Origin of the sequence: Streptomyces sp. NPDC057428, from assembly GCF_042803195.1 — a bacterium.
Classification (GTDB): domain Bacteria; phylum Actinomycetota; class Actinomycetes; order Streptomycetales; family Streptomycetaceae; genus Streptomyces.
Genome location: NZ_JBHVCT010000097.1, coordinates 1 through 21,663, shown reverse-complemented (window position 1 = coordinate 21,663; position 21,663 = coordinate 1). Strand labels below are relative to the sequence as shown.

Sequence of the window (21,663 nt, the reverse complement as noted above, 5' to 3'; positions counted from 1 at the left end):
GTTCAACACCGCAGGTCACTCGACCTGCGGTGTTGAACGCCAAGCTGAGGCCTCCTGGGTCAGACTGGCCCGGTGAAAAGCGAGAACACGTCCTTCCGCGGCGGGCCCCTGGACGGGCGCGTGCTGCCCATCCTGCTCGGGCCGACCGGCCACCCGCCCAAGTGGTACGAGGTCCCGGTGCCCGACGCCGACGGCGGCCCCGCCACCGTCCACGCCTACCGGCGCACCCCGGCCGGATACTCGAAACGGCTCGGTCTGCAGCGCGGCTGGGTGTACGAGTACGCCCCTGGCGGCCGGGAGCGGTTCCAGCCCAAGTGGCCCTGGAGAAAGCCCCGGAGCGGGTCCTGAGCGTCGGCGCGGGCCCGTCGCCGTAGGATCGGCGGTCAGGTGCCGAGGACGGTCACAAGGGGGGTGCGCCATGGAGGCGCTGCGTCAGGACGATCCACGCCACTTCGGCCCGTACACCGCACTGGCCCGCCTCCGAGAGCGTGCGAGCGCGGTGCACTTCCTGACCCGTGGCGCGGACGGTGACGGCCTCGCGGTGGTGACCGCCGCGCGGCCCGCCCTGGCCGCCTTGCCCGCGTTCCGGCGCCGTTTCGCCGCCGAGGCGCGCACCGCCGAGCGGCTGGCCGGCGGCTGGGTCCAGCCGCCCCTCACGTCGCCGGACGACGAGGGGCTGTGGACGGCGGCGGCGTACGTGCCCGCCCTGACGCTCGCGGAGGCGATCGCGCTCGCCGGGCCTCTGCCGGAGCGGGCCGTGCGGATACTGGGCGCCGGCCTGGCCGAGACCCTGTCCCGGGTGCACGCCACGGGGAGCGTGCTCCAGGGGCTGGCGCCCGAGACGGTGCTCCTGGCCGAGGACGGTCCCCGGCTGACCGCCTTCGGGCCCCTCGGTGCGGCGGTCGCAGCCGAGGCCAGGGAGGGCGGTCAGCTCTCCGTGCGGCTCGGCTACCTCACCCCGGAGCAGATCGATGGCGCGGAGGTGGGCCCGGCCTCCGACCTGTTCGTCCTGGGGCTGCTCCTGGCCTACGCGGCGACCGGGACGACCCCGCTGGCCGACGGCCCCGACGACGAGGCCGCAGAGCGGATCGCGCACGGCTCGGCCGAACTCGGCTCCGTACCAGATGAGTTGCGCGCACTGATCGCGGGCTGCCTGGCGAAGGACCCGGCTGCCCGGCCGAGTGCGGGATCCGTCGCGGCGGAGCTGGCGCTGGAGGGCGCCGCGGGCCTCGCCAAAGGCGGCTGGCTCCCCGGGCCGTTGACGGCGGCGGTGTCGGACCAGGCGCAGCGGGCCCGCACCATGGAACCGCCCGCCGGACCGGTCAGGGACGGGGCGCCGGCACAGGCGGCCACCGCCGGCGCCGTCCGGGACCGGCCCGAGGGCGGCGCGGAGGGCGGGTCCCCTGGCGCGGACAGCCCGACCACCCACTTCCTCGGGACCGTGGCGCGCCCGCCGCAGACCGACCGGATCACGACCCAGCTGGCCCTCCCGCGCGAGGCGACCGGTCCTGTGCCGTCACAGCCCCCGGCCCTGCCGCCCGCACCCGCACCCGCACCCGCACCCGCACAGCAGTTCCCTTATGCCCTCCGGACCGCAGCGCCCGCCCCCCTCGCCCTGCCCGCCGCACCTCCGGCCGCAGCGCCCGCCCCGGCCACCAGCCGGCGCGCCCTGCTCACCACGGTCGGCGCCGGAGTGGCCGGACTGCTCGCGGGCGGGGCCGCGGTGGCCGCCCTGGGGTCCGACGACAGCGCGTCAGCACCCGACGACAAGCCCGCGCCCGCACCCCGTCCCACGCTCCCGGGCCAGGCGCCCGGTCCCCGCTGGATGTACCACCACCCCGCCGGTGCACCCGCTCCGCTCACCGCCGGCGTGTGTCGGGACGAGCTGCTGGTGCTGACGGACACTGCCGGGGCCACCGCCGTCGACCTGCGGACCGGGCGGAAGGTCTGGCAACGTGCCGACGCGGCCGGGGCCCAGGCCGTCCGGGCGGCCGGGAACGACCTCTGCTTCCTGGCCACTCCGACCGAGTTCCTGTGGCTGTCGGCCGAGGACGGCCGGGTCGTGCACCGGGTCCGCTTCGTGGACCAGTTCACCGGGGTACCCGGCATGAAGGTCGCGCCGCTCACCGGCGGGTCCGGAGACGTCGTCTGGTTCACCGGGTCGAACACCGTCACCGTGAAGGCGCCGAAGCCGAAGAAGGGCAAGAAGCCCGGCAAGGACACACAGGTCGCCAAGGCCTGGTTGTTCGCGTATGACGTGGTGCGGCGCAAGGAACTCTGGCGCGTCGCCGTCCCCGCGGGGCGGGCACCCGGGACGCCCGCCTACCGGCTGACCGCCGTCCGGGACGCCGACATCGTCGTACGCCAGGACGTCGCGACGCTGACTCCCGCCGACGTCGACGCGGGGAAGGGCAAGGCGCTCTTCCGCTGCTTCGACCGCGCCACCGGAAAGCTCCTGTGGGCCCGGCAGTTCGGTGCGGTCGCTCCCGCCGGCGCGGTCGCGGGCGACGAGGAGGGGCGACTGTACGGCGCGGTCGGCGACGGCCTCCAGGCCTTCGAGACGACGACCGGCAAGCCGGTCTGGACGCTCGACGGCACCGCCTCGTCGGTTTTCGGCACGCCCGTTCCGGCGGGGACGACGCTGCACATCACCAACCGCAACCAGGAGGTCGGCGCGCTTGAACGGGCCACCGGGCGGCTGCTCTGGCGGCGTTCGACCGAAGTACCCCTCGGTGGCGGCGCCCCGGCGCTCACCGTCAGCGCGGGCGGGAAGACACTGCTCGCGGCGGACGCCACGCAGGTGACCGCGTTCACCGCTGCGGACGGCCGGCGGCTGTGGAAGTTCCAGGACATCGGGGCGCAGGACCCGAAGGGCGCGGCGGTGGCCGCACCGTACCGGGTGCTGGCCACCGGGAGGACGGCCGTCGTCCAGCGCGAACGGGCCTTCTACGCGTTCCCCGTGGAGTGACCCCAAAGTGACGTCCCGGCGTCCACCGTTCGGGGCATCCCCCGACGGCACGCCGGGCGGTCCTTGCATCGCACGGCACCGAGTGACCGGATGGACCAGATCCGAGCACTTGTGGGGTAGTCCGATTAATCGGCATCGCCCCTGTCACCGGAGGTGATGTCGTGGCACGCAGGTTCACGCGGACCCTCTGCACCGCGGCGCTGGCCGCGGTCCTCGCCGCCTCCCCCGCGGTCGCACAACCCGCGGGGCCGGAACCCGCTCCCGCCCCGGCCGCAGGCGCACCGCAGGGCGTAGCCGGACTCCTCAGGCAGCTGCAGACGCTCTATCAGGGCGCGGAGGAGGCCGGCGAGCTCTACACCGGTACCTCCGAGGAGCTGAGGAAGCGGACCGCCGAGGCGGCGAAGCTGGACGGCCGGCTCGCCGGGGCTCGCACCGCACTGGACTCGGGCCGCCGCGAGGCGGGGAGGCTCGCGCGTGACCAGTACCAGGGGAACACCGGCTTCTCCGTGTACCTGCGGCTGCTCCTCGCCGAGGACCCCTCGCACGCCCTGGAACAGAGCCACGTCATCGAGCGCGTCCAGGCGGGGCGGGCCGCCGTGGTCGAGCGGCTGACCGGGGCGCAGAGGCACGCCGAGGTGCTCGCGGCCAGGTCACGCGCGCTCCGCGACCGGCAGCGGGTGCTGGTCGCACGGCAGAAGAGGCAGCACGACACCGTACGGTCCCGGCTGAAGGGCATCGAGGCGATGCTCGCCTCGCTGTCGGAGGAACAGCTCGCCGCGCTGGAGGAGCTGGAGCGCAAGAACATCGACAAGGCCCAGGACGCCCTGACCGCGTCGGGGGCGCTGAGTTCGGTCCGCGCGCCGACCAGGGAGGGCGGGGAGGCCGTCCGGTACGCCGTCGAGCAGATCGGCAAGCCGTACGTCTGGGGCGCCGAGGGGCCGGATTCGTACGACTGCTCCGGGCTGACCTCGCAGGCGTGGTCGGCGGCGGGGCGGGAGATCCCGCGTACCTCGCAGGAGCAGTGGCGGCAGCTGCCGAGGGTGCCGGTCTCCTCGCTGCGCCCCGGCGACCTGGTGGTCTACTTCCCGAAGGCCACGCACGTCGCGCTGTACATCGGCGACGGCCTGGTGGTGCAGGCACCCAGACCGGGCGCCACGGTGAAGGTCTCGCCCCTCGCGTCGAACCCCCTGCTGGGAGCGGTCCGCCCGGACCCGGACGGCTCGCCGCTGAGTACCTACACACGGCCGGAACTGCCGGCCGACGCCACATCGGGCGCAGACGCGGGGTACGACGCGCCGGAGGCATGAGGAACCGGGCCGGGACACGGTCCTCTCGTCGTGGGGCGCAGCTGGACGACTTGACCGCTTCCGGCTCTTCTCCCTTTCGCCTCCAACTGAGACGACCTCTCAATTGAAGCCGCATGCCTGCGGTCGCTCAACGACACGTGCGAGTTCTCGTCGTGGGCGCCGCGGGGTCGTCTGTGGGCCGTCCGAAGACGGCCCACAGGCGCCACCGTTCACCAACGATGCCCGCAGCTTCGCAGGCCAGGCGTTTACTTGGCCCCGGTGAGCGAGCCCAGGTACGCGTTCGTCTTCTCAGGCTCGAAGAAGAAGTTGTCGAAGTCCGCCGGGTTGTTGAACCCGTTGGCGAACCGGTCGGCGGCCGGCTGGAGCTGACCGGCCGCGCCGATGAGGTTCAGGACGTGCTCCGGCGGCGGGCCGAGCATCGCGTTCGTCCACTTCACGACGTGCTGCGTGTTCTCCCAGTGCCGCGCGAAGGTGGCTTCCATGAACGCCTCGTCGAACTCGCGGTCGCCGTGCTCGAGGATCGAGTTCAGGTAGGAGTGCGCGCACTTGGAGGCGGTGTTCGAACCCTGTCCGGTGATCGGGTCGTTGGCGACGACCACGTCCCCGACCCCGAGGACCAGACCGCCGCCGGGCAGCCGGCCGACGGGCCTCCGCACGGTCGGGGCGTAACGGCCCGCCAGCGTGGCGTTGGCGTCGGTCAGCTCGACCTTGGTGGCACGCGCGTATTCCCACGGGGTGAACTTCTCCATGAGCTCCAGCGTCGTCGCCAGGTGCTCGGAGGGGTCCTTGATGCCCTGGAAGGCGTCCAGCGGACCGCCGGGGATGCCCTCCCAGAACAGGATGTCCGCACGGCCCGACGTGGTCAGGGTCGGCATGACGAACAGCTCGCCGACACCCGGGACCAGGTTGCAGCGGACCGCTTCGAAGTCCGGGTGCTCCGGGCGCGGGCCCATGCCGTGGACGTACGCGACGGCCAGCGCGCGCTGGGGGGCGTCGTACGGCGAACGGGAGGCGTCCCGGCCGAACATGGAGACCAGTTCGCCCTTGCCGGCCGAGACCATCACCAGGTCGTAGGTGCGGGAGAAGTAGTCCAGGTCTGACACGGCGGCGCCGTGGATGACGAGCTGGCCCCCGCGCTGGGCGAAGGTGTCCATCCAGCCGGCCATCTTCACGCGCTGGTCGACCGACTGCGCGTACCCGTCGAGTTTGCCCACCCAGTCGATGACGCGGGAGGAGTCGGGTCCTGCGACCGAGACACCGAGGCCGTCGATCCGCGGGGCCTGTGACTCCCAGAAGTTGAGCTGAAGGTCGCGCTCGTGCTGGAGAGCCGTGTGGAACATGCACTGCGTCGACATGACGCGACCGGACCGGATCTCGTCCGCCGTGCGGTTGGACATCAGCGTGACTTCGTAGCCGTTGGACTGCAGTCCGAGGGCCAGCTGGAGCCCGGACTGGCCGGCCCCGACTATGAGTATCTTCCTCATCGCGGTTCTCCGTTACAAGTGAGGGGTGCGTTGACGGCTACGCAGGCGCGACGTCGAGTGCGTGGCCCACCAGGGCGAGCAGGGACTCGACGACCGTGATCCTGTTACGCGCATCCATGATCACAACAGGTACGTGCGGCGGAACGGACAGGGCTTCCCTGACGTCCGCCTCCTCGTAACCTTCGGTGCCCTCGAAGTGGTTGACGGCGACGATGTACGGAAGGCCGCAGCTCTCGAAGTAGTCGAGGGCGGGGAAGCAGTCGGCGAGACGACGGGTGTCGGCCAGCACGATCGCGCCGATCGCACCGCGCACCAGGTCGTCCCACATGAACCAGAAGCGCTGCTGACCGGGGGTGCCGAAGACGTACAGGATGAGGTCGTCGTCGAGTGTGAGACGGCCGAAGTCCATCGCCACGGTCGTGGTGACCTTGTCGGGCGTGGCGGTGAGGTCGTCGGTCTCCTCGCTGGCCTGCGTCATCATCGCTTCGGTCTGCAGCGGGGCTATCTCGGAGAGCGAGCCGACGAAGGTCGTCTTGCCCACGCCGAAGCCGCCGGCGACCACGATCTTGGTCGCGATCGGCGCCCGCGTGTGGTCGAGCTGCCAGTCCTGCACGGTCTCGTCGGGCTGCTCGCGCGATCCCGGCTGACGAGGGGTGAAGAGCGGCGCCTCAGAGACGGCGGAGTCCATTGAGAACCCTTTCGAGCAGTGCGCGGTCGGGCTGGCCGGTGCCGTGACCGGTCCCGTACACGCGGATCTTTCCCTGGTCTGCCAGGTCGCTGAGCAGTACCCGGACCACGCCGAGCGGCATCTTCAGCAGGGCCGAGATCTCCGCGACCGTACGCATGCGGCGGCAGAGTTCGACGATGGCCCGCAGCTCGGGCATGACGCGCGAGGCGAGACTGCCGTTCGTGAGCTCCCGGCGCTCCTCGGGTGCCTCGAGCGCGGCGACGAACGTCTCGACGAGCAGCACGTGGCCGAAGCGGGTGCGTCCACCGGTCAGGGAGTACGGGCGGACCCGCGCGGCCTTGCGGTCGGCACCCCGGACGGGCAGTTTTCGTACGGGTTCGGCAGCTGACGTCACTGGGTGCTCTCCATCGATTTGCGCAGCTCGCTGCGGAGTTCGGGGGTGAGTACGTGTCCGGCTCGGCCGACGAAGAGCGCCATGTGGTAGGCGACCACGCTCATGTCGCAGTCGGGGGTGGCGTGCACACCGAGCAGGGAACCGTCGCTGATCGACATGACGAAGACACTCCCTTCGTCCATGGCGACCATCGTCTGCTTGACACCGCCGCCGTCCATCAGCTTCGCGGCGCCGATCGTGAGCGACCCGATACCGGAGACGATGGTGGCGAGGTCGGCGCTGGAGCCCTTGGGACCCCTGTGTCCGCCCGCCGCCTTGGCCGTCGCGAGTCCGGCGTCGGAGGAGAGCAGCATCAGCCCGTCGGACGAGACGACGGTGACCGAATGGACCCCTGGCACCTCCTCCACGAGATTGCTCAGCAACCAGTGAAGGTTACGGGCCTCGCTACTCAGCCCGAATGTGCTGGGCGCAGTCAATTGCGTGCCTCCTCGACTGTGTCCCCCGTCTCATCGATTCGACCGTCGGTACGGCCGTCACGCTCGTTGTGGTCGGTCTGCGGGCTGCTCCCGGCGATCTCGGTCTCCACATCGCGTCGGCCGTCCTTGGCGCCCTGCTGGAATCCGCCGAGCCGGCGGCGCAGGGCTTCCCTGTCCAGGCCGCCCGGGCGTGCGACGGGTGCGGCGGGCGCCGGCTCCGCGATCCTCGGCGTGCGCTTGGGGAGCCCCTTGTCGGTGAGACGCTCGGGCACGGGCGCCGGGTCGGGCACCTCTTCCCCGAGCCCGGTCAGCGGCTGCCGGGGCCCGGGAACGGACTCGGCGGCCGGGGCGGGGCCCGGAGCGGCGTCGGCGGCCCGCTCATGACTGTCGGGCCCTATGGCATACGGATCCGGCGCGTCCTTCTGCACGGGGAGGCGGACCTGCATGGTGGTCTCGGCCTCGGACTCCCCGTGGGCCGAAGCTTCCGGAGAGGTTGCCGGAGCGGCGGCGGGCGCGGGTTCGGCGCCGGCCCCGAGCGCGGCACCGGCAGCTGGCCGGCCCGGTGCGGGCGCCGCCCCGGGAGCCGGTCCGGCCGGGGAGGAGGTGCCGGGAACGGGCCATTCCGGTGCGGACGCCTCGGGAGCCTGTTCGGCGGACGCCGGCTCGGTGCCTGTCGTGCGCAGGGTCTGCTCGGCGGCGGCGATCAGTGGGTCGCCCTCCGGAGGGGCGGAACGGGCGGGCAGTGCGTTCGAGTTGGCCTCGGCGACGGACCCCGGCAGATTCAGCGCGGGCGCGTCGCCCGGCAGTTGGACGGGCGGCGGGGTCGCGGTCGGCGGAGTCTTGGGCAGCAGGGCCTGCGGAAGGACGACCACCGCTATCACACCGCTCCCCTTCTGCTCGCGCAACTGGACCTGCACACCGTGGCGGGCCGCCAGGAGCGACGTCACCTGCAGTCCCAGACCTGCCCCGTCCGCGGCCTGTTCACCGGCCTCGAAGGACGCCGGGTCCGCCAGCCTGGCATTGAGCTCGCTCATCCGGACCGACGACATGCCGATGCCCTCGTCCTGGACCGAGAGCATCACCTCCCCGGTCTCCAGCAGCCAGCCGGAGAGCTCGACATGGGAGTCGGGCGGGGAGAAGGAGGTGGCGTTCTCCAGGAGTTCGGCGACCAGGTGACTCAGGTCGTCGGCGGCGAAGCCGGCGATCTGGGCGTGCGGCGGCAGGGACTGGATGGTGACCCGCTCGTACCGCTCGATCTCGCTGACCGCGGCGCGCAGCACGTCGACGAGGGGGATCGGGTTCACGTGGCCCTGGCCGTGGTCGGCTCCCGCGAGGACCAGCATGTTCTCGCTGTGCCGGCGCATCACCGTGGCCATGTGGTCCAGCTTGAAGAGCGTGGCGAGGCGTTCCGGGTCCTGCTCCCTCTCCTCCATGCCCTCGATCACGCCGAGCTGGCGCTCGACCAGGCCGAGGGTGCGCAGCGAGAGGTTGACGAAGGTGTGGTGGACGGTGTTCCGCAGCCGCTCCAGCTGGGAGCCGAGCTCCGCGATCTGCACCTGCAGTTCGGCCCGCTGGAGGGTGAGGGCCTCGCGGCCCGCGACGAGTTCCCCGCGCTCGGTCCGGAGGCTCTCCAGCTGTCCCGTGACGTCGTGGTGCAGCCCGTGCAGCCTGCCGTGCAGGGCGTTGATGGACCGTACGACCTGAGCGAACTCGTCGTTGCGCCCGGTGTAGCGGACCGGCTCGGCGGTCTCGGGCTCGGCGGCGATGCGTCCGGCGCCGATGCGCAGGACGGCCAGCGGCTGGGTGAGGGTGCGGGCGACGGCGGTGGAGACGCCCACGGCGATGAGCAGGCAGCCGCCGAGCAGGGCCAGGCGGAGTTCTAGCGCGGTGACGTCGTCGTCACGCAGCGCCTCCAGGCGTTCGACCTGGGCCGTTCCCAGGGCGGACTCGACGCTGCGCATGCGGTCGATCCGGGCGGAGAGGGCCGACTCGACCTTCTTCGGGTTGGCCGACCGGTCCGAATCCGACAGCTCGGGGCGGTCGGTGAACCGGGTGAGGTACTTCTCGGCGCTGGTGACCTGGGAGCCCGTGACCGTGGAGGCGAGCCGGTCCCTGGCGGAGGGGCCGGCGGCCTGGTCGAAGTCGGCGAGGGAGGCGAGTTCACGCACACGGGCCTGCTGGGCGGCCGCGCTCAGCTCGTCGCGCGTACGGTCGCCCTCCCCGCCGCTCTCGTCCTGGTTCTGGACGGGCAGGCCGGTGAAGGGGTCGATCTGCGGCTGCTGCGGCTCGGTCCCGGGCACGGAGAGTGCGGCCAGCAGGAGCCCCCGGGTGGCGGAGGCCTGCTCGACGGCCGCGCCCAGGGCGAGCGGGGCGCGGGTGGCGTCGGCGGCGCGCGGCGGGGTCTTCTCGGCGAGTTCGTCCGCGAGGTCGTGGAGCTTGGCCACGACCTCGGAGTACGCCTGGTAGGCCTCCATCGCCGAGCCCTTGCCCGTCAGCGCGGTGCGGCGTAGCGAGGGGATGTCGGCGAGGTCGCGCCGCAGGGCGGCGGGGGCGGCCTCCCTGATCTCGTCGACCTGCTGGTCGACGCGGGCCGCGAGACTCGCCGTGCCGTCCTCGCCCGCCTCGTCACGCCCTCCCGCGATGTGGGCGACGACGCCGTCGCGCTCGTCCGCGAGGGAGTGCGCGAGGATGATGGCCTGTTGGTTCAGCTCGGCGAGCGTGACCAGCCGCTGGGATTCGTTGAGGTCGGACGAGGCGCCCAGGGCCGCCGGGGCGCCCGCGGCGATGACGGTGATCCCCACGACGGCAACACCGGCGACGAGCCGGTTGCGTACCCGTACGGTCCGCTTGGGGGCACCCGCTGCCTGGGGCACGGCCCCGGACTCCTCGCGCGTGCCGTCCTTGCTCCGAGGCCGCTTCTTCTGCACCGGTGCTCGCAATCTTGACTCGTCCGCCCTTGAAGCAGAGGTGACGCACGGTCACGTGTTGTGAAGACCCCACCTTGATGTGCGCCGTACGGCTTCCGACCATTCCAGCGCTTTTGAGAGGGGGCCGCGCATCAACCGCTCCGCAACTCGAACGAGTGAACATCACTCCTGAGTTGGCGAACAAGTCTCCCCAACGGCGGCCCCGCTCATGCGCGGGCCGCCGGGTGGAACTTCCGGCCTGGCTTTGGCAGGATGCCCGCCCGCATATGCGCAGGGCATCGGGTCCGGCCGGCGTGACCCCCTTGACCTGCCGGTACGGGCCAACAGCCCGATCGTGCCGGGTGCGTGAAGGCTTCATGCAGACTGACCGGATGCGCATCGACCTCGCCACCGAACCGGGCAGCCCCGAACACCCCAACGAGGACTGGGTGTCGGTCGCGGCTCCTGCGGCCGGCCTGGGCGGCGTCCTTGTCCTGCTGGACGGAGTCACACCTCCGCAGCACGACGACGGCTGTGTGCACTCGGTGCCCTGGTTCACCGCACGACTCGGTGGGTCACTGGCCGAACTGTCCGCTTCGCGGCGGGATCTGACGCTTACCGAGATTCTCACCCTGTCCATTCGCCGCACCGCCGCCGTTCACCGATCCGAGTGTGACCTTTCTCACCCGCGCACCCCTCAGGCGACCGTGGTCATGGCACGGTGGGACGACCGGCGCGTCGAGCACCTGGTGCTCTCCGACTCGGCCCTGCTCATCGAAGCGCCCGACGGCTCCGTGCTGCCCTTGCTCGATGACCGCCTGGACCGGCTGCCACCTGGCTCGCTCGCCTCGGAGGAGATCGCGGACGCGCGCGTACGGAACAAGGAGGGCGGCTTCTTCACGGCCGCCGCGGACCCCGGGGTGGCGTCACGCGCGGTGACCGGCGAGACCCCCCGGGCGGAGGTACGGGCGTTGGCTGCGATGACCGACGGGGCGAGCCGGTGGACGGAGACGTTCCGGGAGGGCGACTGGACCGCCACTCTGGGGGTGCTGCGCAAGGCGGGTCCGCAAGGCCTGATCGACCGGGTGCGGGAGCTGGAGCGGGCCGACACCGGGCGCGTGCACCTGCGCCGCGGGAAGAGGCACGACGACGCGACGGCGGTTCTCGTGGAGCTCTGACTTCCGCCCCCGCCCTTCAGGGGGCCGAAGCCGGGCCGAAGCCAGGTGCGCCGCGATCAGTTCCGGCAGCCGCCCCGCGGGCGGCTTCGCGCCTCCCCGTCACGCCCGCGGCCTGTGCGGGCCGCTGGTGGCGCCTGCCCGCGGATCCGCCCCTCAGCTCCCGGTGCGCTCGTTCAGGTGCTGCAGCAGCCTGGCCAGTTCCGCGACCTCGGCACGGTCCCAGCCCGCGAGTTTGCGGGCGTACCGGCCCCGTCTGGCGTCGCGGACCGTGCGGAAGCGCGCGAGTCCCTCGTCGGTGAGGCGCACGAGCGAGGCACGGCCGTCATCCGGATCGTTCGCCCGCACCACCAGCCCGAGGACCTCCAGGGCCCGCAACTGGCGGCTCATGGTCGCCTTGCCCACCCCGAAGTACGCGGCCAGATCGGTGGCCCGCTGCGGGCCGGTCGACTCCAGCCGTACGAGAAGGCCGTAGGCCGCGGATTCCAGATCCGGGTGGACCTCGCGCGCCATCTCCCCGGAGCTGGCGCGCGCCCGGCGCAGGAAGACCGCCAGCTCCCGCTCCAGGGCGAGGAACTCATGGTCCACACCGCTTCCGGCGCTTGCGCCGGGTTCGTCGCCGCTTCCGCTGCCGTGCACGTCAGCACCCCTCACACGCGTTCCCGCGAACGAAACTTTCCTTCGACTCCGGTCATCACCGCAGCCGGGCCAGTATTTCGCAGGCGCGGACCCCGGCACCGGCCGGACCTTCCCGGAGAGCGGTCCCACGTGCGCGGCACCCCGGCACCGTGCGGCGCACCGAGGCCGCCGCACGCGGAACGGCCCGCCCTCCGGGGAGAGCGGGCCGTCCGTACCGGCCGTGCGCGTGGTGCCACGCCCGTCACGACATGGCGCCTACGCCGCGGCCGGGATCCCCGTCTCCGCCCTGACCGAGGCCGGGACGAGCGCGATCTCCAGCACCTGGCGGACATCGGTCACCGGGTGGACCTCCAGGGTGTCGAGGACCTCGGCCGGGACGTCGTCCAGATCCGCCTCGTTCCTCTTGGGGATCACCACGGTGGTGATGCCGGCCCGGTGCGCCGCCAGCAGCTTCTGCTTCAGCCCTCCGATCGGGAGCACCCGTCCGGTCAGCGACACCTCACCGGTCATGGCCACGTCGGTCCGTACGAGCCGCCCCGAGAGCAGGGAAGCCAGCGCGGTCGTCATGGTGATGCCGGCACTAGGGCCGTCCTTGGGGACCGCACCCGCCGGGAAGTGGATGTGCGCCCCCCGGTCCTTGAGGTCCGCGACGGGGAGCTCAAGCTCCGCGCCGTGCGAGCGCAGGAAGCTCAGCGCGATCTGGGCGGACTCCTTCATCACGTCGCCCAGCTGGCCCGTCAGGGTCAGTCCGGACGCCCCGGTCTCCGGGTCGGCCAGCGACGCCTCGACGAAGAGCACGTCCCCTCCCGCCCCGGTCACGGCGAGCCCGGTGGCCACACCAGGGACCGCGGTACGGCGCTCCGCGGGATCCTGGGCGGACTCCGGCACGTGGTGCGGCCGGCCGATCAGGCCCCGCAGATCCTGCTCGGACACCGTGAACGGCAGCTCCCGGTCACCCAGCTCGTGCTGGGCCGCGACCTTGCGGAGCAGCCGGGCGACGGCCCGCTCCAGGTTCCGGACCCCGGCCTCCCGGGTGTACTCGCCCGCCAGCTTGCGCAGGGCGGACTCGTCGAGCGCGACCTCGCCCGTCTCCAGGCCCGCCCGCTCCAGCTGACGCGGGAGCAGGTGGTCGCGTGCGATGACGACCTTCTCGTCCTCGGTGTAGCCGTCCAGCCTGACCAGCTCCATGCGGTCGAGCAGGGCCTCCGGGATGGCTTCGAGGACGTTGGCCGTCGCCAGGAAGACCACGTCGCTCAGGTCGAGTTCGACCTCCAGGTAGTGGTCGCGGAAGGTGTGGTTCTGCGCCGGGTCGAGCACTTCGAGCAGGGCGGCCGCCGGGTCGCCCCGGAAGTCCGAGCCGACCTTGTCGATCTCGTCGAGCAGGACGACCGGGTTCATCGAACCGGCCTCCTTGATCGCCCGGACGATACGCCCCGGCAGCGCGCCGACGTACGTACGCCGGTGGCCGCGGATCTCCGCCTCGTCCCGGACACCGCCGAGCGCGACCCGGACGAACTTGCGCCCCATGGCGTGCGCGACACTCTCGCCCAGGGACGTCTTGCCGACTCCGGGCGGACCGACCAGCGCCAGCACGGCGCCGCCGCGACGGCCTCCGACCACACCGAGCCCGCGGTCGGCACGCCGCTTGCGCACCGCGAGGTACTCGGTGATGCGCTCCTTCACGTCCTGCAGGCCCGCGTGTTCGGCGTCGAGGACCTCCTGGGCGCCCTTGATGTCGTAGGCGTCCTCGGTCCGCTCGGTCCAGGGGAGCTCCAGGACCGTGTCCAGCCAGGTCCGGATCCAGGACCCCTCGGGGCTCTGGTCGGACGCGCGCTCCAGCTTCTCGACCTCCTTGAGAGCTGCCTCGCGGACGTTGTCCGGCAGGCCGGCGGACTCGACACGCGCACGGTAGTCGTCGGACTCGTCGGCGCCGGACTCACCGTTGAGCTCGGAGAGCTCCTTGCGCACGGCGTCGAGCTGGCGCCGCAGCAGGAACTCGCGCTGCTGCTTGTCGACGCCCTCCTGGACGTCCTTGGCGATGGATTCGGCGACATCCTGCTCGGCCAGGTGCTCACCCAGCCACTGGACGGCGAGCTTCAGACGGGCGACCGGGTCCGCGGTCTCCAGCATCAGGACCTTCTGGGTGATCGTGAGGAAGGGCGAGTAGCCGGAGTTGTCGGCGAGCGCGGAGATGTCCTCGATCTGCTCCACCCGGTCCACCACCTGCCAGGCGCCGCGCTTCTTCAGCCAGCTGGTGGCGAGGGCCTTGTACTCCTTGGCCAGCTCGGCGGCCGATCCGGGCAGGGGGTCGGGCGCGGACACGTCGATCCGGGTGCCCTCCACCCACAGCGCGCTCCCGGGCCCGCTCGTCCCGGCACCGATCCGCACCCGGTGGCCGGCACGGATGATCGCCCCCGGGTCCCCGTCGGCGAGACGGCCGACCTGCTCGACCGTACCGAGGACGCCGATCCCGGTGTAGTTGCCGTCGATGCGCGGCACGAGCAGGACCTGGGGCTTGCCGCTGCCGGACCGGGCTACGGCCTGTGCGGCCTCCACAGCAGCGCGAACCTCCGCGTCCGACAGGTCGAGCGGTACCACCATTCCCGGCAGTACGGCCTCGTCGTCGAGCGGCAGCACGGGCAGGTCGACCGGCGCGTACGCCTCGGACTTGGACTCAGCAGTCATGATCTTCCCTTCGGCAGCCAAGTTGAGCTATGTGCACTCAATGCTTGTGAGCCAAGGAATGTTCCCCACACCCTGTTCGCTGTGGGCGATCACCGCTCGGGTGTCCTTTAACGCTGAACCTTGCGGATTCCAGTTCAACCTTGCGAGGGAAGTTGCGAGTGTCGGCATGACCTTGCGAATCACTTGGCCGTTGGCTCCGTCGTGGTGGTTGAACTGCGCGGGGTACGTGGTGGGGCGGTAGGTCCGCCCGCCGAGGGCTTCGAGGTCGCTTACACAGAGCCGTGCGGCTCTGAGCTGCGCAGACCGCTGACGGACGTGTGGGCGGTGCGGTTCGAAGACGCCGCCCCGGTCCGCGAGTTCCATTCGTACAAGGGCCAGCGGCACCTGCCCGGGTTGTGGTGGTCCTCGACGGCGGGCCGGCACGTCGGATACGAGTCGTGGCTGGAGCGCGACCACGTGATGCTGCTGGACTTCGACGCTGCGGTAGTGGGGGTGTCCTCACAGCCGTTCTGGCTGTTCTGGACCGGCGGCAACGGAAAGGGCGTCTCGCACGCGCCGGACTACTTCGCGCGCCGGGACGACGGCTCGGCGATCGTGATCGACTGCCGTCCGACCGACCGCCGCAAAGCCCGTGATCTGATGAAGTTCGACGCGACGCAGGCAGCCTGCGATCTGCTCGGCTGGGAGTTCCGGCTGGTCGGTGCCCCGGACCCGATCAGGCTGGCCAACGTGCGCTGGCTCGCGGGCTACCGGCACCCCCGCCATCTCCTGGAGACTCCCGCGGCAGCGCTGCGCGAGGTGTTCCACGAGCCCTGGCCACTGATCGACGGCGCGTGCCTGGTCGGCGACCCGATCACGGTGCTCCCGGTGCTGTTCCACCTGATTTGGCGCAACGAACTGGAGGTCGAACTGTCGGTGCCGCTGCACGCCCGCTCCCTCGTCCACCCGGGGGTCCGGTGACGGCCCGGCTCCCGCTGCCGGTGCTCCGCGTCGGCGACTGGGTCTCCTACGACGACGGTGACCACCAGGTCGTCGCGCTCAGCGGTACGGCGGTGCGGCTGCGGTCCTCGCACGCCGTCGAGTCGGTGGTGCTGGCCTCCCACCTGATGGCCGCACCCGGTTTCGCGGTCACCGGCACCGAGCCGCTGCCAGAACTGGAGCCGTTCGGGATCCTGGACTCGCTTCCCGAACCGGTACTGACAGCCGCCAAGGAGTGGGAACGCCACGTGGTGGAGGTCACCACCGGCCTGCCGCCCGGGACCGGCCCGGGGACCGTTCCCCGACCCGGATACGACCCGGCGGTCCACTCCCTGGCCGAACGCGACGCGGCCAAGGCAGCGGAGCTGGGCGTCAGCGTCCGCACTGTCGAAGGCCGCCGCGCCCGCTACAGCGCCCAGGGCTTGTGGGGGCTGGTCGACCAGCGCGCGGTGCGCAACCACGAGGCGACCGGCCGCGCGGACGCCCGGCTGGTCGCGGCGGTCCGCGATGCCATCGACGCGGAGACCCGCACCTCGACGGGCACCCGCAGCCGACTGATGCGGCGCGTGGTCAAAGCTCTGGAGGCCACGCACGGCCCCGGCGTGGTGCCCATCCCCAGCACGACCACGTTCTACAAGCTCGTGGACGCGCTCTCCACTGGTCGGCACACCTTCGGTTCGGCCGTCACCCGCAGGCAGACCGCGAATCGGCCCAGCGGCCCGTTCACGCCCACCTTTGCTACCCGGCCCGGCGAGCAGGTGCAGATCGACTCCACCCCGCTGGACGTGATGGTGGTGCTCGACTCCGGCATCACCGCGCGCGCCGACCTGACGATCGCAGTCGACGTCGCCTCGCGCACGATCTGCGCGGCCGTGCTGCGGCCGGTCGGCACCAAGGCGGTAGACGCCGCGCTGCTGCTGGCGCGAATGCTGGTGCCCGAACCGATGCGGCCCGGCTGGTCCCAGGCCCTGCGGATGGCCGCATCCCGGCTGCCCCACGCCCGCCTGACCGACGCGGACACCCGCATGGAGAACGCCGCCGCCCGCCCGGTCATCGTCCCGGACACCATCGTCATCGACGGCGGCAAGGTGTTCCTGTCCGACACGTTCACCCGCGCCTGCGAACGGCTCGGGATCTCCGTGCAGCGCTGCCGCCCCCGGACTCCGACGGACAAGGGCATCGTGGAGTCGACGTTTTCCGCCCTCAATACCCTGTTCTGCCAGCACCTGGCCAGCTACACGGGTGCCAACGTGAGCCGCCGCGGCGTCCGCCTCGAAGAACAGGCCGTCTGGACGATCCCCGAACTCCAGGACCTCCTGGACGAATGGCTTATCCCCGGGTGGCAATTGCGGCCCCACGACAGCCTTCGCGATCCCTACCTGCCACGTCGCGCCATGTCGCCGAACGACAAGTACGCCTCCCTGGTCGCGGCCTGCGGCTACCTGCCCCTGGTCCTGCGCGGGGAGGACTACCTGGAACTACTGCCAGCGTCCTGGCGGGCCGTCAACGACTACGGCATCCGGATCGGCTACCGCACCTACGACAGCGCCGACCTGGCCCCCTGGCGCCGCCAGCACTCCGGCAACACCGCCAAGCGCGGACTGTGGGAGGTCCACCACGACCCCTACGACCTCTCCCAGGTCTTCGTGCGCACCCCCGGCGGCTGGATCACCGTCCCGTGGATCCACCAGCCCATGGTCAACGCCCCCTTCGCGGACTTCACCTGGCAGCACGCCCGGCGCCTGGCCGCCGAAACCGGCCTGGACGACACCCACGAGGCCGCCGTCGCCCGCGTCCTGGACGACCTGCTGACCCGCGCCGAGCACGGCCCCGACAAGCGCACCGCCCGCGTCGTCGGCCGCACCCGCGACGGCGCCGCCACCCACCGCCCGCCCACCGACAGTCCCGCCGGCGAGGCCGCCGAACCAGCCGCCCTGCCCGGGCCCCCCAGGCCCGTGGTGCCCTTCGGCGTCTTCGACGCCCACGCAGAAGCCGAGAGATGGCTATGAAGATCCCCTCCCAAGCCCGCACGACCGCATCACCCCAGGTGACCGAGGCGCCCCCGGACAGCCCGCTGACGACCAAGGAGGGCTGGCGCCGCTTCGTCGAACACGAACCCCTTCCGCCGCGCCTGCTGGCAGGTCCCGACCTGGACGCGCTCAGCCCCACCGACCGCTCTCGCTACCAGGACAAGCTCCGCGACTACCACTGCGACCTGCCCCTGGTGAACACCCCCACCATCCGCAAGGTGATCAACGCGTCCCGGCTGCTGGTCCAACTCAACCGGCACCAGGTCTCCGCCCGGCGCGGCGTCATCATCAGCGGCGCGTCGGGCACCGGCAAGACCACCGCCCTGTCCCAGCTCGGCCGCGCCCACGAACTCTCCGTCCGCAAGCGCCACCCCCGTGACCGCCACCGGCTCCCGGTCCTCTACGTCACCGTCCCGCCTGCCGCCACGCCCAAGATGTTGGCCACCGAGTTCGCCCGCTTCTTCGGCCTGGACCTGCCCGGACGTGCCAACATCACCGACGTCGTCAACGCCGTCTGCGCGACCGCCGCCCACGTCGGCGTGGACGTCGTGCTTATCGATGAAATCCACAACCTGAACATCCAGACCAAGACCGGCGCTGAGGCATCCGACCAGCTCAAGTACTTCGCCGAACGCCTGCCCGCGACGTTCGTCTACGCCGGCATCGACGTCGAGGCCCAGGGGCTGTTCGCGGGCACTCGGGGCCGTCAGATCGCCGGACGCTTCCATGTCATCCCCGCCGCCCAGTTCTCCTACGCCACCGAGGAGGACCGCGCCTCCTGGGCCGCACTGGTCGACACCCTGGAATCCACCCTGCGCCTGCCGGCCCACCAACCCGGCACCCTGGCCGCGATGAGCGAATACCTCTACCACCGCACCGGAGGCATGATCGGCAGCCTGTCCCAGCTCATCCGCGGCGGCGCCGTCCTGGCCATCGAGGACGGCAGCGAGCGCTTGTCCCAGGACCTTCTGGAGGCCGTCCCCATCGACTACGCGGCCAAGCAGGCCGAGGAAGCCACCGCCCCCGCCAGAACCCGCCAGCGCCGCCGGCAGGCAGCCTGATGCTGCCCTCCCGCCTGCCCGACCCCGTCCCGCCTGCACGCCACGAAATCGCCGCCTCCTACATCGGCCGCCTGGCCACCCTGCACGGCCTGAACATCAGCACCCTGTGGACCCAGACCACCATCCGCGAACCCTCCGGCGGCATGCGCCGCATCATCGTCCCCGAACGGCTCGCCGCCCTCACCGGCCGCACCGTCTACGAACTCGCTGGCGCCCTGCCCGAACTACGCACTCCACAGCCCGACTGGGCCATGTTCCGCCACCAGCCTCAACCCGGCTGCCGCTACTGCGACACCAAACACCCCGGCGGCGAGGTCACCAGGATCATTCCGCACCACCGCTACGTCTGCACCCGGCATCAGATCTGGATCTGCCCGTCCGACGCGGACGGACACACCACGCGTCTCGACGCGCTACCGGAAATCGTCCAAGCTCAGCGCCGACACCTACGCATCCTTCGGCGCCACGGCTGGGCGATCACCTACGACGCCGTCCTCACCGCCATGCTCATCTGCGGCCAGCTCTGGTCACTCCCGGAGAACGAAAACGGCGAAGCGCGGAATGAATGGGTCCGCCGGGCCAACGTCCTCATCCCACCCGGCACAGCCGAAGCCACCTTCTCCGTCGCACGTCTCTGCGCTGTGGCCTATCCCGAAGCCGTCGCACTGGCCCCGCTCCTCGCATCGCCCTACTGGAGACAACAAGCACAGAGAACGACCTGGAACCGCCACCTCTTCAACGCCGAGATCGCCCGCCGACTACGACACCCCAACTACAGCTACAAAGACCACGACAACGACCCCATCAGTCACTGGGCCAACATGATCGCCAAGCGTCCGCCGCTGGATCCCATCCGTGTCCACGACCAGGAACATCACCTTCGGAAGCCAGCCCTGCGCACCGCCACCCAACTCGCACAGCAACGACAGGCCCACGCCTTCGACCCATCCCATCGAGCTGGCGCGCCGCTCGTGGCACACCGCCACCTCGCCACCGTCTTCCGGCGCGCCTGGGACCCAATACGGAGACACGTCGTCTCCCCAGACGGAAACAGCTATTACCAGCTTTGAGGGGCCCAGGGAAGATGACCACACAGACCGGCCATGTCGACCATGAACTGATCCAGGCCGCGGCGCATGTCGCGGCCACACGCTGCCGCGGCGACAACCACACCATGGCCGCCGCAGCCCGCAACCAAGACGGCCGGATCGTCACGGCGGTGAACGCCTACCACTTCACCGGCGGCCCCTGCGCTGAACTGGTCCTCATCGGCACGGCCGCCTCACAGGGCGTCTACGACCTGGACACCATCGTTGCCGTGGGCGACCGCGACCGAGGTGTCGTACCCCCATGCGGCCGCTGCCGCCAGGTCCTTCTCGACTACTTCCCCACCCTCAAGGTCATCGTTGGCACAAGTGACGGCCTCCGAACCATCTCCATCACCGCCCTGCTTCCCGAAAGCTACGTCTGGGCGGACCACCAGCTCGATGCCGAGGAAAACGCACCACTCAGCACGAGCTGACGCCCCAGACCGTTACAGGGCAAACGTTGCTTAATACGGCACTAGGTAGCCATATTCCGTACATTCCACCGGATGAAGTCGCTTAGTCAGGGTCGGGCCGTTGCCACGAGGCGTCGCAGTGCGGCGTGGGCCGGTGGGCCCCAGGTGGGCTTGCCGCCGGGGCGACCGTGGACACCGGCGTCTCCGATGAGGATGCCGCCGAGGGCGCGCATCACCGCCCAGCCGCGGGCGCGGCGCAGGGTCGCGGCGTCTGCGGTCGGCTGGTAGGCCTCGTGGAAGCGGTCGGCGGCGCCGTCGGGCAGCAGGGTCCAGGGGGCGGCAAGGTCGCAGGCGGGATCGCCTGCGCACATGTCGCCAAAGTCGATCACGCCGCAGAAGGTGCCGTCCGCGGTGAGGACGTTGGCCGGGTGCAGGTCGCCGTGGAGCCACAGTGCCGGGCCCTGCCAGTCGGGCGCGGCGGCGGCGTCTTCCCAGACTGCGTGGACGGCGTCCGGGTCGGGGATCAGACCCAGCTCGGTGGCCGAGGCGAGCCCCTCGGCGAACCCCTCGGAGTGCTCGGCCAGTGGCCTCCCGCGGCCGAGACGGCTGACTGGTGCTCCGTCTGGTGCGGGTCGGTGAAGAGCCGTCAGGAAGGCGGCCAGGGTGTCGGCCGCCTCCTCCGCGCTGGTGACAGGGACGCGGTCGGCGGGAGCCCCAGGCACCCAGGTGGTGACGATCCAGGGTCGCGGGAACCGCTCGGAGGGCTCGCCGACGCGCTGCGGGACGGGGATCGGCAGCGGAAGGTGTGGGGCAAGAATGGGCAGCCAGGCGTGCTCCTTGCGCAGCAGCTCGTCCGCAGACTGCGTTGCCCAGGGCAGCCGGACGGCGAGGTCGTCACCAAGCCGCCACAGCTGGTTGTCCCAACCACGCGCGCCGAGGCTCACAGGGCGATCGGCCAGGTCGGGGTGCTGGTCGCGCAGCAGGTCCTGGACCAACTCCGCTGTGATCTCGATCTCGGTATGGATCATGCGGGGCAACGATAGTCGGCCGACGACGCGGCGGTGCCTCCCCTTGATGCACCTCGCGTACTTCCACCACAAGACCCTCAGCGGAGTCGAAACTCATCGACATGGCGTCCTGACCGGAGTCGGCGGAGTCAGAAACTACCTTCCACTGGTCTCAACACTCACCGACGAAGCCACCCCGGAGCTTCCGGAAGAAGACCCCTACAGGGTCGTCTTCCGGAAGTTCCGGGGCCCCTCCGTTGCTCGCTCTACTGAGCCCGGATCCACCGGCTTGGTGTCTGTGGACACTCGTTCCTGAAACGAGGAAGTGCCTTGTGACCTGCGATGATGGGAGTTCTTGAGGCTT

General features: G+C 71.3%; 17 protein-coding genes. 9 read left to right on the top strand and 8 right to left on the bottom strand.

Translation table 11 applies throughout. The features are described 5' to 3' along the window. Positions 1–72 precede the first annotated feature (72 nt). The 3 genes from ACFU5K_RS27050 (at position 73) to ACFU5K_RS27040 (ending at position 4,275) form a co-directional block, all read left to right on the top strand. The gene (locus tag ACFU5K_RS27050) at positions 73–348 is read left to right on the top strand and encodes a hypothetical protein (RefSeq protein ID WP_384066203.1); all 276 of its coding nucleotides are present in this window, start codon (positions 73–75) and stop codon (positions 346–348) included. A gap of 70 nt (positions 349–418) precedes the next feature. Next, positions 419–2,968 (top strand): PQQ-binding-like beta-propeller repeat protein, encoded by a 2,550-nt coding sequence (locus ACFU5K_RS27045; protein ID WP_384066201.1) that lies wholly within the window; start codon positions 419–421, stop codon positions 2,966–2,968. A gap of 161 nt (positions 2,969–3,129) precedes the next feature. Beyond that, complete coding sequence (locus ACFU5K_RS27040; protein WP_384066199.1) at positions 3,130–4,275, top strand: NlpC/P60 family protein; 1,146 nt, start codon at positions 3,130–3,132, stop codon at positions 4,273–4,275. A 245-nt stretch (positions 4,276–4,520) separates the two neighbouring features. On the opposite strand, the gene ACFU5K_RS27035 is transcribed toward ACFU5K_RS27040, so the two are convergent. Genes ACFU5K_RS27035 through ACFU5K_RS27015 form a run of 5 tightly spaced genes read right to left on the bottom strand, consistent with a single transcriptional unit; the run spans position 4,521 to position 10,244 of the window. Beyond that, on the bottom strand, positions 4,521–5,759 hold the full coding sequence (locus ACFU5K_RS27035) for a styrene monooxygenase/indole monooxygenase family protein (RefSeq protein WP_384066197.1): 1,239 nt from the start codon (positions 5,757–5,759) through the stop codon (positions 4,521–4,523). A 37-nt stretch (positions 5,760–5,796) separates the two neighbouring features. Then, positions 5,797–6,447, bottom strand: coding sequence for an ATP/GTP-binding protein (locus ACFU5K_RS27030; RefSeq protein ID WP_384066195.1), 651 nt, complete (start codon positions 6,445–6,447; stop codon positions 5,797–5,799). Next, complete coding sequence (locus tag ACFU5K_RS27025; protein WP_384066193.1) at positions 6,428–6,841, bottom strand: DUF742 domain-containing protein; 414 nt, start codon at positions 6,839–6,841, stop codon at positions 6,428–6,430. Before ACFU5K_RS27025 ends, ACFU5K_RS27030 begins: the two co-directional genes overlap by 20 nt. Next, positions 6,838–7,317: a roadblock/LC7 domain-containing protein gene (locus ACFU5K_RS27020; protein ID WP_384066191.1), complete on the bottom strand. Its 480-nt coding sequence runs from the start codon at positions 7,315–7,317 to the stop codon at positions 6,838–6,840. The genes ACFU5K_RS27025 and ACFU5K_RS27020 overlap by 4 nt, the downstream gene beginning before the upstream one ends. Further along, complete coding sequence (locus ACFU5K_RS27015) at positions 7,314–10,244, bottom strand: nitrate- and nitrite sensing domain-containing protein (protein ID WP_384066189.1); 2,931 nt, start codon at positions 10,242–10,244, stop codon at positions 7,314–7,316. Before ACFU5K_RS27015 ends, ACFU5K_RS27020 begins: the two co-directional genes overlap by 4 nt. Positions 10,245–10,615: 371 nt before the next feature. Here ACFU5K_RS27015 and ACFU5K_RS27010 point away from each other — a divergent pair, with 371 nt between their 5' ends. Further along, a complete protein-coding gene (locus ACFU5K_RS27010; RefSeq protein ID WP_384066206.1) occupies positions 10,616–11,401 on the top strand; it encodes a hypothetical protein in 786 nt (261 codons plus the stop codon). A gap of 153 nt (positions 11,402–11,554) precedes the next feature. Here the strand turns inward: ACFU5K_RS27010 and ACFU5K_RS27005 are convergent, their stop codons facing one another. Together ACFU5K_RS27005 and lon are read right to left on the bottom strand one after the other, a co-directional pair. Beyond that, a complete protein-coding gene (locus ACFU5K_RS27005; RefSeq protein WP_384066187.1) occupies positions 11,555–12,037 on the bottom strand; it encodes a MarR family winged helix-turn-helix transcriptional regulator in 483 nt (160 codons plus the stop codon). A gap of 255 nt (positions 12,038–12,292) precedes the next feature. After that, on the bottom strand, positions 12,293–14,722 hold the full coding sequence (gene lon, locus ACFU5K_RS27000) for an endopeptidase La (protein WP_384066185.1): 2,430 nt from the start codon (positions 14,720–14,722) through the stop codon (positions 12,293–12,295). A 201-nt stretch (positions 14,723–14,923) separates the two neighbouring features. Between lon and ACFU5K_RS26995 the strand changes: the two genes are divergently transcribed. The 5 genes from ACFU5K_RS26995 to ACFU5K_RS26975 are packed head-to-tail and all read left to right on the top strand — an operon-like array spanning position 14,924 to position 20,313. Further along, on the top strand, positions 14,924–15,682 hold the full coding sequence (locus ACFU5K_RS26995) for a TnsA-like heteromeric transposase endonuclease subunit (protein WP_384066204.1): 759 nt from the start codon (positions 14,924–14,926) through the stop codon (positions 15,680–15,682). Beyond that, complete coding sequence (locus ACFU5K_RS26990) at positions 15,679–17,709, top strand: Mu transposase C-terminal domain-containing protein (protein ID WP_384066184.1); 2,031 nt, start codon at positions 15,679–15,681, stop codon at positions 17,707–17,709. Before ACFU5K_RS26995 ends, ACFU5K_RS26990 begins: the two co-directional genes overlap by 4 nt. After that, positions 17,700–18,791, top strand: a complete 1,092-nt coding sequence (locus ACFU5K_RS26985; RefSeq protein WP_384066182.1) for an AAA family ATPase — start codon at positions 17,700–17,702, stop codon at positions 18,789–18,791. Before ACFU5K_RS26990 ends, ACFU5K_RS26985 begins: the two co-directional genes overlap by 10 nt. After that, positions 18,791–19,861, top strand: coding sequence for a hypothetical protein (locus tag ACFU5K_RS26980; protein WP_384066180.1), 1,071 nt, complete (start codon positions 18,791–18,793; stop codon positions 19,859–19,861). Before ACFU5K_RS26985 ends, ACFU5K_RS26980 begins: the two co-directional genes overlap by 1 nt. A gap of 14 nt (positions 19,862–19,875) precedes the next feature. Continuing rightward, a complete protein-coding gene (locus ACFU5K_RS26975) occupies positions 19,876–20,313 on the top strand; it encodes a cytidine deaminase (protein WP_384066178.1) in 438 nt (145 codons plus the stop codon). Between the two features lie 86 nt (positions 20,314–20,399). On the opposite strand, the gene ACFU5K_RS26970 is transcribed toward ACFU5K_RS26975, so the two are convergent. Beyond that, positions 20,400–21,320 (bottom strand): aminoglycoside phosphotransferase family protein, encoded by a 921-nt coding sequence (locus ACFU5K_RS26970; RefSeq protein ID WP_384066176.1) that lies wholly within the window; start codon positions 21,318–21,320, stop codon positions 20,400–20,402. Positions 21,321–21,663: the final 343 nt, after the last annotated feature.

What these genes read in the sequence shown, in the direction of transcription:
- ACFU5K_RS26970 (WP_384066176.1), bottom strand. Translation starts at nt 21,320, where the DNA reads ATGATCCATACCGAGATCGAGATCACAGCGGAGTTGGTCCAGGACCTG.
- ACFU5K_RS26985 (WP_384066182.1), top strand. Translation starts at nt 17,700, where the DNA reads ATGGCTATGAAGATCCCCTCCCAAGCCCGCACGACCGCATCACCCCAG.
- ACFU5K_RS27045 (WP_384066201.1), top strand. Translation starts at nt 419, where the DNA reads ATGGAGGCGCTGCGTCAGGACGATCCACGCCACTTCGGCCCGTACACC.
- ACFU5K_RS27030 (WP_384066195.1), bottom strand. Translation starts at nt 6,447, where the DNA reads ATGGACTCCGCCGTCTCTGAGGCGCCGCTCTTCACCCCTCGTCAGCCG.
- ACFU5K_RS27035 (WP_384066197.1), bottom strand. Translation starts at nt 5,759, where the DNA reads ATGAGGAAGATACTCATAGTCGGGGCCGGCCAGTCCGGGCTCCAGCTG.
- ACFU5K_RS27010 (WP_384066206.1), top strand. Translation starts at nt 10,616, where the DNA reads ATGCGCATCGACCTCGCCACCGAACCGGGCAGCCCCGAACACCCCAAC.
- ACFU5K_RS26980 (WP_384066180.1), top strand. Translation starts at nt 18,791, where the DNA reads ATGCTGCCCTCCCGCCTGCCCGACCCCGTCCCGCCTGCACGCCACGAA.
- lon (WP_384066185.1), bottom strand. Translation starts at nt 14,722, where the DNA reads ATGACTGCTGAGTCCAAGTCCGAGGCGTACGCGCCGGTCGACCTGCCC.
- ACFU5K_RS26975 (WP_384066178.1), top strand. Translation starts at nt 19,876, where the DNA reads ATGACCACACAGACCGGCCATGTCGACCATGAACTGATCCAGGCCGCG.